Here is a 15396-nt window from a genome sequence, read left to right on the forward strand (position 1 = left end):
ACCCACGCACCCACAACCACGGCGCCAGCCAAGAATCACGCGGCGCCAGCCGCGAAGCACCGGACCATAGGCCGCGCCGTAGCCACACACCCGCACCCGAACACGGCGCCCAGCCACACGCGCACCGCCCCCGTGCCGCAGCACAAAAATCAGCGCGGGACCCTACGGCAACTCCCTCACCGGCGAACCGTCCCGCGCAACACCCCCGTGAAGGGCCAACCCCCCGTTTCCTTCCGCACCCGCGAAGGGAACCCGCACCCCGCGAAGGGGAACCGCCTCGGCCGACCCCGCCAACAGGCGGGTCAGCTCGACGCGGGAGCGGATGCCCAGCGCGGAGAAGACGTTCCGCAGGTGGTGGTCGACGGTGCGGGGGCTCACCGAGAGGCGGATGGCGACCTCCCTGTTGGTCGCGCCCTCCGCCACGTGCCGCGCGATACGAAGCTGCTGCGGCGTGAGCCCGTCGAGCGCGGCAGGCGCACCGTTCCCCTCCCCCGCGCTCGACCCCCCACCCGTGGCGCGCAGTTCGGCCCGCGCCTGCTCGGCCCAGGGCCTGGCCCCACAGCGCTCGAAGGCGAACAACGCGTCGCGGAGCACATCGCGCGCCTCGCTCGGTCGGCGCTGCCGGCGCAGCGACTTGCCGTACAGCAGGAGGGTGCGCGCCCGGTCGTACTCGCCGTCGCAGCGGGCGTGTTCGGCGAGCGCGCGGGCGAACAGCGCGTCGGACTCGACGGGCCCGGCGAGCAGCGCGCGGCAGCGGGCGAGCTGCGCGGGGGCGAGGGGGTCGGCGGTGGCGGCGGTCCACCGTACGAATGCCGCGAGTGCCGAACGGGCCGCCTCCGCCGCGCCGGAGAGCGCCGCGGCCTCGACGTAGCAGGGCACGGCCAGCATGCGCTGGGTGAAGTGCCCCTGCCCCGGGCGCCCTTCGGACTCGTTGGCGCCGGGCCCCGGCTCGCCGCGTACCAGCGGCGCCAGTCGGGCCGCCGCCTCCTGCGCGTGCCCTCTGCCGAGGTCGCGCCGGGCCAGGCTCCACTGGGCGAGCGTGGCGGCGATGCCGAGCCCGTGCGGGCCCGCGTCGCGGCCTGCGGCGCGGGCGTGGCCCGCGCAGGCCGCGTCGTCGCCGTCGACGGCCGCGGCCATGGCGAGCACCGCGTGGTGGTGTGCCGCGCAGTTGCGCTGCCGGGTGCGGAGGGCGAGCGCGAGCCCCGTACGGGCGTGTGCGCGGGCACGGGTGTGGTGGCCGGCGCGGAGTTCGCCGTAGGCGAGCCGTTCCAGTACGCGCGGCACCAGCGCGGCAGGGCCGCGTGTGCGCGCGGCGGCGAGGGCGCGTACGCCGATGCGGCGCGACGCGGCGACGTCGCCGAGCACGAGGGCCGCGACGGTCGCGTGCAGCAGCCGGTCCGGGCGCTCCTCCCGCTCGGTGAGCCCGAGCACCCGGCGCAGCGCCACCGCTCCCTCGGCCCAGCGGCGGCGCATCATCGCGGCCATGCCGGTGGTGTACGCGTCGAGCAGGTCGTCCTCGCCGGTTCCGGAGCCGGGGAGGGCCACGGCGCGGTCGGCGGCGAGGAGGTATCCCTCCGTGTCGCCGAGCCCGAAGGACGCCTCGGCCGCGTGCAGCAGCGCCTCGCGGGCCGAGCGGGGCTCGTACGGTTCCAGCAGCCGTGCCGCCTCGAACAGCACCTCGCGCGCGTCGGCGAGCACGCCGTCCCGCAACTCGGCGACGCCGTGTGCCAGTTCGGCGATCCCGCGCACGGGCGTGCGGACGGGGAGCCCGGCGAACGGCGAGGACGCGCCGTCCGGCCCGTCCGCCCCGTCCAGTCCCTGGCGGGGGAGGCCGAGCAGCATGGTGACGGGGAGCGGCGGGCCGAGGCGGCGCGCGGCGAAGCCGAGGGTGCGGCGCGAGGGGGCGTCGAGCAGATGCGCGTCGTCGACGCAGCACAGCACGGGCCGCTCCGCCGCCAGCCCCCGCAGCAGCGCGAGGAAGTCAGCGAGGACGGGGCCGGGGCCGCGGGTGCGGCGGCCGTGCCCGTCGTGCTCCTCCAGGCGGAGGGCCTGTGCCAGGGCCGGGTACGGGGGCGCGGTGGCGTCCTCGGCGGGGGCGAGCAGGTGCGCGACGGGCTGGAGCAGCGCGTGCAGACCGCCGTACGGGAGCGTCCGTTCGGCCGCGACGCCGCGCGCACGCAGCACCGTGCCCGCGCCCTGCCCCTGCCCCTGTCCCGGGGCGTCGGCGAAGGAGGCCGCCGCGTCGTCCAGGAGGACGGTGTTGTCGGCCGCGGGCGTGGCCCGGATGACGAGCGCGCCGCCGTGTCCCGCGCGGGTACGGGCGAGCAGCGCGCCGATCTCGTGGTGCACCGCGTACTTGCTGTGCATGCGGTCAGGAGAACATCACCCCTCGTCGGAGTCCATGCACCGCACAACGGGCACTGCGTCGGCCCAGCCTGCGGACAAGGCCGCTGTGCGACGGCACAACCGCCCGTGCCGGGTGGCGGAACAGCCTGTTCCGGCACCCTTTCCGGCCCCGGCCCCCCTCAGTCCGCGCCACCCCGTGTGAGGCGACGGTGCAGGCCGCGCGCCGAGACGTCGGTCAGCGAGGAGATCTGGTCCACGACGACGCGCAGCCGCTCCGTGTCCCCCGACGCCTCCGTGAACAGCGCGCGGAACTGCGGATCGAGCCCTTCCGGTGCGCGGAGGAGCAGCGCCTCGGCCAGTTCGGCGAGCACGACGCGCTGTTCGGCGCGCAGCCGCTCCAGATCGGGCCGCTGCATCACATAGCGGTCGGCGACGGCCTTGAGGACCGCGCACTCCAGGCGGATCTCCCTCGGCACGACCAGCTCGGCGGCGTACCGCGTCAGCCGCCCCGAGCCGTAAGCGGCGCGCGTCGCGCCCTCGGCCGCCAGGCAGAAGCGGCCGATGAGCTGGCTCGTGGCGTCCTTGAGGCGGGCCTGCGCGACGGCCGAGCCGTCGTAGCCGTGCGGCCACCACTCCTGGTCCAGCAGGCGGTCGAGCGCGGCGGACAGTTCGCCGGACCCGGCGCCCGGCGCGTAGCGGCGGGCCGCCACGGCGAAGATGTCCTGGCGCTCGGGCTCGGCCAGCAGCACGTTCGGATCGAGGTGCCCGGCGTGCAGGCCGTCCTCGACGTCGTGGACGGAGTACGCGACGTCGTCGGACCAGTCCATGACCTGGGCTTCGAAGCACGTGCGGTGCTCGGGCGCGTCGCGCCGCACCCACTCGAAGACGGGCAGGTCGTCCTCGTACACCCCGAACTTCGCGGAGGCCGGGTCCGTCGGGTGGCCGCCCCTGGGCCAGGGGTATTTGGTGGCGGCGTCGAGCGCCGCGCGGGTGAGGTTGAGGCCGACGGAGACCCGGCCGTGCTCCGCGCCGGAATCGGAACCGGAACCGGGCTCAGAGCCGGAGCCGGGCCCGGCGCCGTACGGGCCGCGCTCGCCCGGTGCCGCGTCCACGAAGCGCTTGGGCTCCAGCCGGGAGAGCAGCCGCAGCGACTGCGCGTTGCCCTCGAAGCCGCCGCAGGGCCCGGCGATCTCGCTCAGCGCGCTCTCGCCGTTGTGCCCGAAGGGCGGATGGCCCAGATCGTGCGCGAGGCAGGCGGCCTCGACGAGATCGGGGTCGCAGCCGAGCGCGGCGCCGAGTTCGCGCCCGACCTGGGCGCACTCCAGCGAGTGGGTGAGCCGCGTGCGCGGGGTGGCGTCCCACGCCTGGTAGCTGGAGCCGGGCGCGACCACCTGTGTCTTGCCCGCGAGACGGCGCAGCCCGGCGGAGTGCAGCACCCGGGCGCGGTCGCGCTGGAAGGCCGTACGCCCTGGCCGCTTGTCGTGCTCCTCGGCCCAGCGCTCGGCGTCGGAGGGGGAGTAGAAGGGGTCGGGGAAACCGACCGCGGGCCCTGTGCCGTACGTGCCGTGCATGTGCCGACGGTAACCGGGCCCACTGACAGCGGCCTACGCCCGCGCCAGCGAGGCTTCCGGTACGGGGCCGCCGACGGCACCCTCGGCCCCGGCGCGGGACTCAGTGCGGGACTCGTCGTAACGGTGCAGTACGAGCCGCGCCAGCGCGGTGTGCGCGCCCACCGGTGCCGCGACGACGGCGTCCGGCGCCTCGGCCACGCACGCGGCGGCGCACTCGGACGCGAACCGGCCGGGCGCGGTGAAGTACGAGGCCAGGCCGATGCGCCGGTGGCCGCGGGCCCGCAGCGCCCGTACGGCCTCGGTGACGGTGGGTGCGGCGGCCGACGCGTAGGCGGGCAGCACGGGCACCCCGCCGAGGCGCGCGGAGAGCTGGGCCGCCATGCGCTCGACGCCGTCCACGTACTCCGGGTCGCGGGAACCGGCGGCGGCGAGCACGACGGCTCCCGAGCCGGGGCCGGGCCCGGAGACCGGTCCGCGTGTACGGGCGGTCCCGCGCCGCTTCCCCGCCGTCACCCAGCCCGCCTCAGCGAGCCGCTCGTACAGCGCCTCAGCGAGCAGCGGGTGCGGCCCGAGCGGTGCCGCCGCCCTGGCGTCCAGGTGCGGTGCGGCGGCCAAGGCTCGCGGGATGTCGTGCTTGACGTGGAAGCCGCGCCCGAACAGGAGCGGTACGAGCACGGCACCGCAGCCCGCGCCAGGACCGCTCTCCCCTCCCGTCTCCGCACCGGGGCGCGGCGCGGGCAGGTCGGCGAGCGCGTCGGGGAGCAGGGGCGCGTTCAGCTCGATGTGCGCCAGCTCGACGCGGAGCCCCGGCCGCAGCGCCCGTACGCGTACGCACAGCTCGCGCAGGGTCCGCTCGGCGCGCGGGTCACGGGAGCCGTGGCCCACCGCGACCAGCGTGGGCGCGTCGGACATGGCGGAACGCGAAGGGGACGAGGGGTGCGGGGGGCGGATCGCGTGGAGCTGGGAGGTGAGCTGCGAGGTGAACCGAGTCATGAGCTGCGCCGTACTGTCGAGGCCGGTGAACGGTCCTGTGCCTGGGTCCTGAGAAGGCGACGCCGTCATGGACCGAGTGTGGCGAAGCGGCGTTGCCTGACCGTTGCGCGGCGGTGACGACTGATTGCGTACGGCTCACAGTCCGCCCCCGCACACCGTGCGCCACCCCGGCCGCCCTGGCCCCGCCCCGCGCACCGTCCCCTTACGGGCGGGGCTCACCGGCCGCCGGGGGCCGCGCTGAGCGGGGGTTGCCGGGCGCGTAACGCGGCCGGGCGCCGCCCGTAACACGTCCGCCGCACGCTGGCCCGTATGAACGCCACCACGACCGACACCCACTGCCCGTACTGCGCCCTCCAGTGCGGCATGGCCCTGCGTCCCACCGTCGGCGCCGGGAGCGGTGGCGCCCCAACCCCGGTCGCCGAGGTCGTGGAGGTCGTGGAGCGGCCCGCGTTCCCCGTGAACCGGGGCGCGCTGTGCGGCAAGGGCCGCACGGCCCCCGACGTGCTCTCCCCGTCGGCCCGGCTGACGACCCCCCTGCTCCGCGACCCGGCCACGGGACGCCTCGAACCGGCCGGCTGGGAGGAGGCACTCGACCGGGTGGCCGCCAGGCTCGCCGGTACGCGCGCCGCGCACGGGCCCGACGCGGTCGGCGTGTTCGGCGGCGGCGGTCTGACGAACGAGAAGGCGTACGCGCTGGGCAAGTTCGCCCGCCTCGTGCTGGGCACCTCGCAGATCGACTACAACGGGCGCTTCTGCATGTCGTCGGCAGCCGCTGCCGGTACCAAGGCGTTCGGGCTCGACCGTGGTCTGCCCTTCCCGCTGGCGGACATTCCGCGCACGGGCTGCGTCGTCCTCGTCGGCTCGAATCCGGCCGAGACCATGCCGCCCGCGCTGCGCTACTTCACGGAGCTGCGCGAGAACGGCGGCAAGCTGATCGTCGTCGACCCCCGGCGCACCCGCACGGCCGAGCAGGCGGACCTCCACCTCGCGCCCCGGCCGGGCACCGACCTCGCGCTCGCGCTGGGCATGCTGCACCTGGTGGTCGCCGAGGGCCACGTGGACCAGGACTTCGTGGACGCGCGCACCAGCGGCTGGGCGGAGGCGCGCAGCGCCGCCATGGCGCACTGGCCCGAGCTGGTGGAGCGGGTCACCGGCGTGCCCGTGCCCGAGCTGCGCGAGGCGGTGCGGCTCTTCTGCGGCGCCGAGCACTCCATGGTGCTGACGGCGCGCGGCCCCGAGCAGCAGTCGAAGGGCACCGACACGGTGGGCGCCTGGATCAACCTCTGCCTGGCAACGGGGCGCGCGGGCCGCCCGCTGTCCGGATACGGCTGTCTGACGGGCCAGGGCAACGGCCAGGGCGGACGCGAACACGGCCAGAAGGCCGACCAGTTGCCCGGCTACCGCAAGCTGGACGACCCGGCGGCCCGCGCGCACGTCGCGGGCGTGTGGGGCGTGGACCCGGACACGCTGCCAGGGCCGGGGCGCAGCGCCTACGAGCTGCTGGACGCGCTCGGCGGCGACGTCAGGTCGCTGCTGCTGATGGGTTCCAACCCGGTGGTCTCGGCGCCGCGCGCCACTCACGTCGAGGGGCGGCTGCGCTCGCTGGACTTCCTGGCCGTGTGCGACGTGGTCCTCTCGGAGACGGCGCGGCTGGCCGACGTCGTCCTCCCGGTGACGCAGTGGGCCGAGGAGACGGGCACGACGACGAACCTGGAAGGTCGCGTGCTGCTGCGGCGCAAGGCGGTGGACCCGCCGCGCGGCGTACGGAGCGACCTGGCGGTACTGCACGGGCTCGCGGAGCGGCTGGGCTGGGAGAAGGGCTTCCCGGCCGACCCCGAGGAGGTCTTCGACGAGCTGCGCCGCGCGTCGGCGGGCGGCGTCGCCGACTACTCGGGCATCACCTACCGCCGCATCGCGGAGGAGGACGGCGTCTTCTGGCCCTGCCCGGAGCTGGACGGGGACCAGGTGGGCGGGGCTCCCGAGGTGGACGGGGAGTCCGGGGTTCCGGAGGGGTGGGCGGCCGACGAGGACCCGGCCAACGACTACGGCGCCTCCCCGCCCCCGCACCCGGGCACCCCCCGGCTCTTCCTCGACCGCTTCGCGACGCCCGACGGCCGCGCGCGCTTCGCGCCCGTCACGCACCGTCCGGCGGCCGAGGAGCCGGACGACGAGTACCCCGTGTATCTGACGACGGGCCGCGTGCTGTCCCAGTACCAGTCGGGGGCGCAGACCCGCCGGGTGGCGGAGCTGAACGCGGCGGCGCCAGGGCCGTTCGTCGAGCTGCACCCGAGGCTCGCCGAGCGGCTGGGCGCGGCGGACGGCGACCGGCTCGCCGTGGTCTCGCGGCGGGGCAGGGCGGTCGCACCGGCCCGCCTCTCCACCGGCATACGCGCCGACACGGTCTTCATGCCCTTCCACTGGCCGGGCGAGGGCAACGCCAACGCGCTCACCAACCCCGCGCTGGACCCCACGTCGCGGATGCCGGAGTTCAAGGTGTGCGCCGTACGCGTCGAACTGGCGTGACGTGACGGGGGACGTAGCGCGGCCCCCTCCGCCGCGCGGCCCGCAACCGGCAGCCCCCGTACCGCGTCGCAGCAGTTGTGCCGAACCGCCCACGTGCCCTCGCCCTCCTTCGCCGCGTCCGGCTCCCACGGACGCGGGCGGGGCAACGGCGCGCCGTTCAGGCGCTGGTGCTGCTGTGCGTGCTGGGGCTGCTGCCCGCGACATGGCTGCGGCTGTCCACCGCCGACCGCCTCGTCCCCGCGGGCGCGGCGTCCGTGCCCTCGGCCCCCGTGGCGCTCGTGTTCGGCGCGGGACTGTGGGACGGCGAGCCGTCCCCGTATCTGGCGCACCGGCTGGACGCGGCCGTCGAGCTGTACGAGCGGGGCACGGTGCGCGCGGTACTCGTCTCCGGCGACAACAGCCGGCACGACTACGACGAGCCCGACGCCATGCGCGCCTACCTCGCCGCACGCGGGGTGCCGAAGAAGCGCATCGTCGCCGACTACGCGGGCTTCGACACCTGGGACTCGTGCGCCCGCGCGGCCCGCGTCTTCGGGGTGCGGCGCGCGCTGCTCGTCAGCCAGGACTTCCACATCCGGCGCGCCGCCGCGCTCTGCGAGGCCGCCGGGATCGACGCGTACGGCGTCCCCGTGCCCGAACCACGCGACGCCACCTGGTTCTTCGGTGGCGTCCGCGAGCTGCCGAGCGCGGCCAAGGCGGCGCTCGACGCGACGTTCACCCCCGACCCGCACTTCCTCGGCCCCCGCGAACGCGGCGTCCAGCGCGCCCTGGCCTCGGCGGAATAGACGAACCAGGCGGTAGCCGCGGCGTCGGCGCCCACCACGTCCGCCCTCGCCTACGTGTTGGTGCCGGGCATGTCGCCGTTCATGCCGGCGCCCGGCTTCGCGTCGGTCATGTCGTACTCGGTACCGAGCAGCCGGACCTTCCCGGTCTTGGGCGGTATGTACGCGCTGGTCTGGTGCAGCCAGTCCACGAAGAACGAGGGCATGGCCGACGCGCTGCCGAGATAGACCTGCATCGAGTCGGACGGGTTGACCGAGGCGATGGCGGAGGTGCCCCGGTCGTGCTCGCGGATCTCCGTGCTGAAGACGGAGAGCAAGCCGCCGTCCGCCGTCTTGAGCGCGTGGACCTCTTCGTGGGTGGGCTCGCCGCGGCTGAACTTGGCCTCACCGTGCGGGCTCAGCAGCCTGTTCTGCTCCTTCGGGATGGCACGGACCGATGTGACGGTCTCCGAGTCGGCGAAGCCCGTCGAGGCCGTGGAGCCCTGTGACGTGTACAGCTCGACGAGGCCGTCGGAGAGCTTCTCGGGGGCCATGGGGCCGGTCTTCTTCGCGGGGTCGGAGACGGGGACCGCGAAGCCGTCCTTGTCCTTCGCGAACTTGGGCATCCACTTGGTCTCGCTGTAGCTGCCCGCGACCAGCTTCCAGTCACCGTCGGACTGCTTCTCCATGATGAGGATGCCGGGGAACTCACCTTTCCTCTTCCCCGGGTTCTTGGAGTGCGCGACCACGGCGAACCAGTCGGCGGTGCCCTTCCTGGGGATGTAGTACTCCCGGTCGACGTAGACGAAGGGCTCCCGGTACTCGGTTATCTCCTTCCTCGACCAGTTCTTCTGCATCTTGTACGTGGCCTTGCTCTGCTCGAAGACCGCGCCGCCCTCGACGGTGGACAGCAGCTTCGGGTCGGACTTCTCGTTTGCCTGACTGTTGACCTTCTCGTAACGATCGACGAGCTTCGCGGCCTTTGCCTTGGTGACGACTCCGGCGGGGGCCGCACCCCTCCCCCCGTCCGAAGCCGAACCGGACCCGGACCCGGACTCGGAGCCCCCGCCGGAATCGCCGCCGCAACCTGCCATGACCAGGACCAGGCTGCCCGCGCAGGCCACACCGGCGAGCCCCCGTGCCGAATTCCTCATCGCATAATCCCCGTTCTTCACTTACGTCACAGTGGTGAACCGGAGTATGCCTGTTCGCTTTTCCCGGGTTTCACAGGGGGGCGTCCAAGGACACGTGGCCGGACCACCGGGCCGGGGACCGGTCACGGGACCGGCGGCGCCGTCTCCGCCTCCACCCACGCGAGATAGTCCGCGCCGCCCCTGACCACGGGGGTCGCGATGATCTCCGGTACGTCGTAGTCGTGCGCCTGCCGGATGTACGCCTCCAGCGCCTCGTAGCGGGCGGCGGCCGTCTTGAACAGCACCTGCCACTCGGGGTCGTCGCAGATCTCGCCCTCCCACCGGTACACGGAGGTCACAGGCGCGCTGATCTGCGCGCACGCGGCCACCCGCTTCTCCACGGCGCCCGCGGCCAGGGCCCGGGCCTTCTCCTCGCTGTCGGTGGTGGTCAGCACGGTCAGCACGCTCGGGTCCCCGGCCATGACTGCGTCTCCTCGCTACGTCACTACGTCGTCGTACGGGTACGGGCACGCCCACGCTAGCCGCCCGCCGCTCACCCCATCAGCGTCGCCGCCACCGCGACCTCCGTGCCCGCGAGGCCGACCGAGCAGAACAGCGTGACCTGTCCGGGCCCCGTACGGGCCGGGACCGCGCCCGCGAGCACCGCGCCCAGCTCGGTCGCGGCGGCCGGATCGACGAGCGGTCCGTCCCCGTCGCGGGGCCCGTCCCCATCGCCCCCGTCGCGGGTCCCGTACCGCGCCGCCTGCGCGCGCGAGTCCGTGACGACGGCGTCGGCGCGGGCCACCAGCGCGGGCGGAATCTCGTGCCGCGCACGGCTCTTGGGGCCGAGCGCGGACACGTGCGTACCGGGCTCGACCCACTCGGCCTCCAGCACCGGGACCTCGCTCGGGGTGGCCGTGATCACGATGCCGTGGCCGCGCACCGCCTCCTCCGGGGTGGCCACGGGGTGCGCGTCCACGCCCAGCGCCCGGCGTATGCGGTACGCGAAGAGGTTCGCCCGCTCGGCCCTGCGCCCGTACACCGAGACCCGCGAGAGCCGCCGCACGGAGGCCACAGCCCAGATCTGCGCCCACGCCTGCGGGCCCGTGCCGATGAGGCCGAGGTGCGTCGCGTCCGGCCTGGCCAGCGCGTCGACGGCGACCGCGCCGATGGCACCGGTGCGGCGCGGGCCGAGTTCGGCGCCGTGGACGACGCCGAGCAGCCCCTCCTCGGCGCTCCACACCGCGACGATCTGCTGGCCGCCGCCGTGACCCGTCGCATAGGCGCGGAACCCGTACAGCGCCCGCTCGCCCTCCAGCCCGCCCGCCGTGAAGACCAGCTCCCCCGGGCCCGGCGCGCCCACGAGGCCCACGGGCGCGTGGAGGCGGGGCGGCGCGTGCAGTCGCCCGGCGTGGTGGGCGAGCAGCGCGTGCCGTACGGCGGCGACGGCCGTCGGCGCGTCGAGCCGGGCCCGCACATCCTCGTCGCCGAGGAAGACCGGGCGGGTGACGGGGGCCGCCTCCCGGGCGCCCTCCCCCGCACCGTCGGCCCCGACGCCGTCGGCCCCGGACGCTCCGTGTATCCCGTGGTCGTCGTCCATCGCGGGATCGTACCGACAGAGGGCGCGCGGGCGGCAGTTCGCGTATCGCCATCTTCGGCACCGCCCTCGGGGTGCGGGGTGTCCGATTCGTTCAAGACAGGGGGCCGCTCGCGAGTCAGACTCACGGGCATGACCGCACGTTTCGATCTCATCGGCATCGTCACCTCCGACATGGCCGCCTCCCTCGCCTTCTACCGCCGCCTCGGCCTGGACATCCCGGCCGAAGCCGACGCCTCCCCGCACGTCGAGGCCACGCTCCCCGGCGGGCTGCGCATGGCGTGGGACAGCGACGACGTCATCCGCTCCTTCGACCCCTCCTACTCCCCCGCGCAGGGCGCCGAAGGCCGGATCGGGCTGGCCTTCCTCTGCGACGGGCCCGCCGACGTGGACCGGCTGTACGCCGAGCTGACCGGCGACGGGTACAAGGGGCACAAGGAGCCCTGGGACGCCGAGTGGGGCCAGCGCTACGCGCTCGTCGACGACCCCGACGGCAACGGCATCAGCCTCTTCGCACCCCTCACCGACCCGTCCTGAGCCGTCCTGAAGCGGGCGGGGCCCACGTCCGCGTCCGCGCGCCCGGCTAGGACGCGGCCCCCGCCCGCGTCCGTATCAGCTCCGTCAGCGGCGCACCGGCCAGCGCCCTGAACTCCCGCGCGAGGTGGGCCTGATCCGCGTACCCCACGGCCGGGGCGATCTCGGCCGGAGGGCGGCCGGAGTGGGCGAGCCGCAGCGCCCCGCGCATGCGCAGCACCCTGGCCAGGGTCTTCGGCCCATATCCGAACGCGTCCCTGCACCGCCTGTGCAGTTGCCTCTCGCTCAGGCCCACCGACGTGGCGACCTGCGCGACGCCGAGCCCGCGCCGCAGCCCCGCCACCACCGCGCCCCGCACGGAATCGGCGCCCCCGGACAGGGCCGCACCGCCAGCCCCGCCCGCCTCGCCGCCCGCCTCGCGGCGCCGCAGCCGCTCCTGGGCCAGCGCCTCCAGCACCGCGCCGGGATCCGGGGCACCGGCGGCCCGCTCCGTCAGCTCCCGGACCTCGCGCTCCGGCCACAGCGCGGCGAGCGGCACCCGCTGATCGCACAGCTCCCACGCCCGCACGCCGAGGACCAGCGGCGCCGTGCCGGGCGCGAACCGCAGCCCGCACGCGCGGGACCCCGCCTCGCCCGACACGAGGTGGGCGCGGGTGTCGGGACCCGCGACGACCAGTTCCTCGCCCCACAGCAGCAGATCCATGCACCCGTCGGGCAGCACGCGCCCCGACCCGCCGGAGGTGTCCTCCCGCGTCCAGACGACGGCGCCACGCAGCAGTGAAGGCCGTTCCTCGTACATGTGCCCAGGATGGACCCCCGCACTGACAACCGCCCCAGGGCCGGGCGTTCTCGCAGCTCAGCGCCCGTCGACGGGATCCGGACCCCCGCGTCCGCAGCGTCCGCGGCCCGAGCCGCGCGCACCCTCTTCGCGCGCTCCTGGGCGCAGCCGTTCGCGCCCCGGGAGGCGTCCGAAGCTCCCCTGTGCGCGCCCTGGACCGTCGCCACGGCGCTCTCTAGCGTGACCCGAACCCATCCGGAATCCCGTCCGGAGCTCCGTCCGGAGCCGTCCGGAGCCGACTGCCGGCCGGGCCGGCGCCCGCGCAGGTCACGCACGGGGCCCCGCGCCCGGCCGCCTTCGCCGCTCGCCGAGGGAGCGTCGCCATGGCACCCACCCGAGAAGCGCCCGACATCCTGTCGCCGGAATTCACCCGGGACCCGTACGCCGCCTACCGCGTCATGCGGGAGGAGTTCCCGCTGTACTGGCACCCGAGCACCGGCAGTTACGTCATTTCGCGGCACGAGGACGTCCAGCGCGCCTTCCGCGACCCGGTGTTCACCACGCGCAACTACGACTGGCAGCTCGAACCCGTACACGGCCGCACCATGATCCAGATGAGCGGCCGGGAGCACGCGGTGCGCCGGGCCCTGGTGGCACCTGCGTTCCGGGGGCGGATGCTGGAGGAGCGGTTCCTGCCCGTCATCGAGCGCAACGCGCGCGAGCTGATCGACAAGGTGCGCGGTGCCGGTACGGCCGATCTCGTCGACGACTTCGCGACCCGCTTCCCCATCAACGTCATCGTGGACATGCTCGGCCTGGACAAGGCCGACCACCCGCTCTTCCACGACTGGTACACGGCCATCGTCGCGTTCTTCGGCAACCTCTCCGAGGACCCGGAGGTCGCGGCGGCGGGCCTGCGTACGCGCGACGAGCTGGCCGCCTACATGCTCCCGGTCATCAGGGAGCGGCGCGCGCACCCCGGCGACGATCTGCTCTCCTCCCTGTGCGAGGCGCAGATCGACGGGACGAGGATGAGCGACGAGGAGGTCAAAGCCTTCATCAGCCTGCTCTTCGCTGCGGGCGGCGAGACCACGGACAAGGCGCTCGGCAGCGTCTTCAGAAACCTGCTGGAGCATCCGGCGCAGCTCGCCGCCGTGCGCGAGGACCGCGAGCTGATCGGCAGGGCGCTGGCCGAGACGCTGCGCTACACGCCTCCCGTCCACATGATCAACCGTGAGCCCGCCGAGGACGTGAAGCTCTCGGGCGGGGTCGTACCGGCCGGAGCGACCGTCCACTGCCTGATCGCCGCCGCCAACCGCGACGAGGCACGCTTCGCCTCCCCCGACACCTTCGACATCTTCCGCGACGACCTCGACTCCACCTCCGCCTTCTCGGCCGCCGCCGACCATCTGGCCTTCGCGCTGGGCCGCCACTTCTGCGTCGGCGCGCTGCTGGCGAAGACCGAGGTGGAGGTAGCCGTCGGCCAACTGCTGGACGCCATGCCCGACATGGCGCTCGTGGAGGGCCATGTCCCGGTGGAGCGCGGCGTGTTCACGCGCGGTCCGGACGCGCTCCCGGTGCGGTTCACGCCGGTGGGGTGATCGTTACGTACCGCTTCGGAGCCGCCGCAAGAACGGTTGGGCAACAAGCTCCGGCACTCGGGGCACCCGGGGCGCGCGCGGCCGAACGCCTGTGCATACTTCCGGGATGACGCAGCACTCCCCCGGCGAGGACGCCGCCTCCGCACACCCACGCACGGTCGACGAACGGACCTCCGTGGTCGTCGTCGGTGCGGGGCCCGCCGGGCTCACCGTCGCCAACCTGCTGCGCACGGCGGGCGTCCCGTGCGTGCTGCTGGAGGCGGAGAGCCGCGCGTTCATCGAGCAGCGGCCCCGCGCGGGCTTCGTCGAGGAGTGGGCGGTGCGCGCGCTGGAGCGGCGCGGGCTCGCGGACCGCCTGCTGGAGCGGGCCGGGACGCACGAGGACTGCGAGTTCCGGATGGACGGGGTGCGGCACCTGTTCCGCTACGCCGCGCTGTCCGGGCAGCGGCACTTCGCGTATCCGCAGCCGCTGCTGGTCACGGACCTGCTGCGCGCGTACGCGGGCGCCGAGGGCGGCCCTGAGGGCCCGGAGGAGGCGCCCGGTACGGGCGCCACGGGCGCGCCCGGCATCCCGCCCGGTGACGTCCGCTTCGACGTCGCCGACGTCCGCCTCCACGCCGTCGACTCGCCGCACCCCTCCGTCTCCTACACCGACCCGGCGACGGGCCTGCGCCACCGCGTCGCGTGCGACTTCGTCGCGGGCTGCGACGGCGCTCGCGGTGTCAGCCGCGCGGCGATACCCGAGGACCGGATCACCGTCGCACGGCACGACCTGGGCGTCGGCTGGCTCGCGCTGCTCGCGCAGGCGCCGCAGTCCTGCGAACGCGTCACCTTCGGGCTGCACCCGCACGGGTTCGCCGCGCACATGGCCCGCACCCCGGACGTCACCCGCTACTACCTGGAGTGCCCGCCGGACGACAGCCCGGACAACTGGTCGCACGAGCGCGTCTGGAGCGAGCTGCGGCAGCGGCTCGACGCGAAGGACGCGGCGCCGCTCATCGAGGGCGAGCTGATCGAGCGGCGCGTGCTGAGCATGCACAACTACGTCGTCGAGCCCATGTCGTACGGGCGCCTCTACCTCGCGGGCGACGCCGCGCAGCTCCTGGCCCCGATCGGCGCCAAGGGCATGAACCTGGCCCTGCACCACGCGATCCTGCTGGCCGACGCGCTGACCGGCCACTACGCCCGGGAAGACGACAGCGGCCTCGCGGGCTACTCGGCCGCGTGCCTGCGGCGCGTGTGGCAGTACCACGAGTTCACCCAGTGGCTCTCGGACGTCTTCCACGGCCCCTCCTCCGGCAACGTCTACCGCGCGGGCCTCGCGCGGGCCCGGCTGCGGCGCATGACCGGGTCCGACCTGGCGGGGTCGGCGGTCGCGGGGCTCTACATCGGGAGCGAGGCGGAGCACTGAGCGCTGGGCGCTGTGCCTTGAGCGCTGAGCCTTGGGCCCTGGGCCCTGGGCGCCGGGGCCGGACGCGGGCGCCCGGGCCGGGCACTGGCCCGGGTACTGGGACTGGGACTGGGACTGGCCTGGGCCGGGCACTGGCCCGGGTACTGGG

The 15396-nt window shown here is 74.8% G+C and carries 12 protein-coding genes; 5 read left to right on the top strand and 7 right to left on the bottom strand.

What is annotated here, in order from left to right:
* Positions 1 to 162: 162 nt before the first annotated feature.
* The 3 genes from ACYVOO_RS21785 to ACYVOO_RS21795 form a co-directional block, all read right to left on the bottom strand.
* On the bottom strand, positions 163 to 2367 hold the full coding sequence (locus ACYVOO_RS21785; RefSeq protein ID WP_461017351.1) for a LuxR C-terminal-related transcriptional regulator: 2205 nt from the start codon (positions 2365 to 2367) through the stop codon (positions 163 to 165).
* 158 nt (positions 2368 to 2525) lie between these two features.
* The gene (locus ACYVOO_RS21790) at positions 2526 to 3917 is read right to left on the bottom strand and encodes a deoxyguanosinetriphosphate triphosphohydrolase (protein ID WP_461017352.1); all 1392 of its coding nucleotides are present in this window, start codon (positions 3915 to 3917) and stop codon (positions 2526 to 2528) included.
* Between the two features lie 33 nt (positions 3918 to 3950).
* Positions 3951 to 4910, bottom strand: coding sequence for a sirohydrochlorin chelatase (locus ACYVOO_RS21795; RefSeq protein WP_461017353.1), 960 nt, complete (start codon positions 4908 to 4910; stop codon positions 3951 to 3953).
* A gap of 309 nt (positions 4911 to 5219) precedes the next feature.
* Here ACYVOO_RS21795 and ACYVOO_RS21800 point away from each other — a divergent pair, with 309 nt between their 5' ends.
* A complete protein-coding gene (locus ACYVOO_RS21800; RefSeq protein WP_461017354.1) occupies positions 5220 to 7433 on the top strand; it encodes a molybdopterin oxidoreductase family protein in 2214 nt (737 codons plus the stop codon).
* Positions 7434 to 7510: 77 nt separating this feature from the next.
* The gene (locus ACYVOO_RS21805; RefSeq protein WP_461017355.1) at positions 7511 to 8218 is read left to right on the top strand and encodes a SanA/YdcF family protein; all 708 of its coding nucleotides are present in this window, start codon (positions 7511 to 7513) and stop codon (positions 8216 to 8218) included.
* A 50-nt stretch (positions 8219 to 8268) separates the two neighbouring features.
* Here ACYVOO_RS21805 and ACYVOO_RS21810 read toward each other — a convergent pair whose 3' ends face one another.
* The 3 genes from ACYVOO_RS21810 to ACYVOO_RS21820 form a co-directional block, all read right to left on the bottom strand.
* The gene (locus ACYVOO_RS21810; protein WP_461017356.1) at positions 8269 to 9348 is read right to left on the bottom strand and encodes a hypothetical protein; all 1080 of its coding nucleotides are present in this window, start codon (positions 9346 to 9348) and stop codon (positions 8269 to 8271) included.
* Positions 9349 to 9470: 122 nt separating this feature from the next.
* The gene (cutA, locus tag ACYVOO_RS21815; RefSeq protein ID WP_461017357.1) at positions 9471 to 9809 is read right to left on the bottom strand and encodes a divalent-cation tolerance protein CutA; all 339 of its coding nucleotides are present in this window, start codon (positions 9807 to 9809) and stop codon (positions 9471 to 9473) included.
* A 71-nt stretch (positions 9810 to 9880) separates the two neighbouring features.
* Positions 9881 to 10927, bottom strand: a complete 1047-nt coding sequence (locus ACYVOO_RS21820) for an ornithine cyclodeaminase family protein (protein ID WP_461017358.1) — start codon at positions 10925 to 10927, stop codon at positions 9881 to 9883.
* 129 nt (positions 10928 to 11056) lie between these two features.
* Here ACYVOO_RS21820 and ACYVOO_RS21825 point away from each other — a divergent pair, with 129 nt between their 5' ends.
* Positions 11057 to 11461: a VOC family protein gene (locus tag ACYVOO_RS21825; RefSeq protein WP_461017359.1), complete on the top strand. Its 405-nt coding sequence runs from the start codon at positions 11057 to 11059 to the stop codon at positions 11459 to 11461.
* A 46-nt stretch (positions 11462 to 11507) separates the two neighbouring features.
* Here the strand turns inward: ACYVOO_RS21825 and ACYVOO_RS21830 are convergent, their stop codons facing one another.
* Positions 11508 to 12257 carry a helix-turn-helix transcriptional regulator gene (locus tag ACYVOO_RS21830; protein ID WP_461017360.1) on the bottom strand — a complete coding sequence of 250 codons (750 nt, stop codon included), beginning with the start codon at positions 12255 to 12257 and terminating at the stop codon, positions 11508 to 11510.
* Positions 12258 to 12619: 362 nt separating this feature from the next.
* On the opposite strand from ACYVOO_RS21830, the gene ACYVOO_RS21835 reads away from it, so the two are divergent.
* On the top strand, positions 12620 to 13837 hold the full coding sequence (locus tag ACYVOO_RS21835) for a cytochrome P450 (protein WP_461017361.1): 1218 nt from the start codon (positions 12620 to 12622) through the stop codon (positions 13835 to 13837).
* 106 nt (positions 13838 to 13943) lie between these two features.
* Positions 13944 to 15248 (top strand): FAD-dependent monooxygenase, encoded by a 1305-nt coding sequence (locus tag ACYVOO_RS21840; protein WP_461017362.1) that lies wholly within the window; start codon positions 13944 to 13946, stop codon positions 15246 to 15248.
* Positions 15249 to 15396: the final 148 nt, after the last annotated feature.

This window comes from Streptomyces daliensis, from assembly GCF_054782395.1.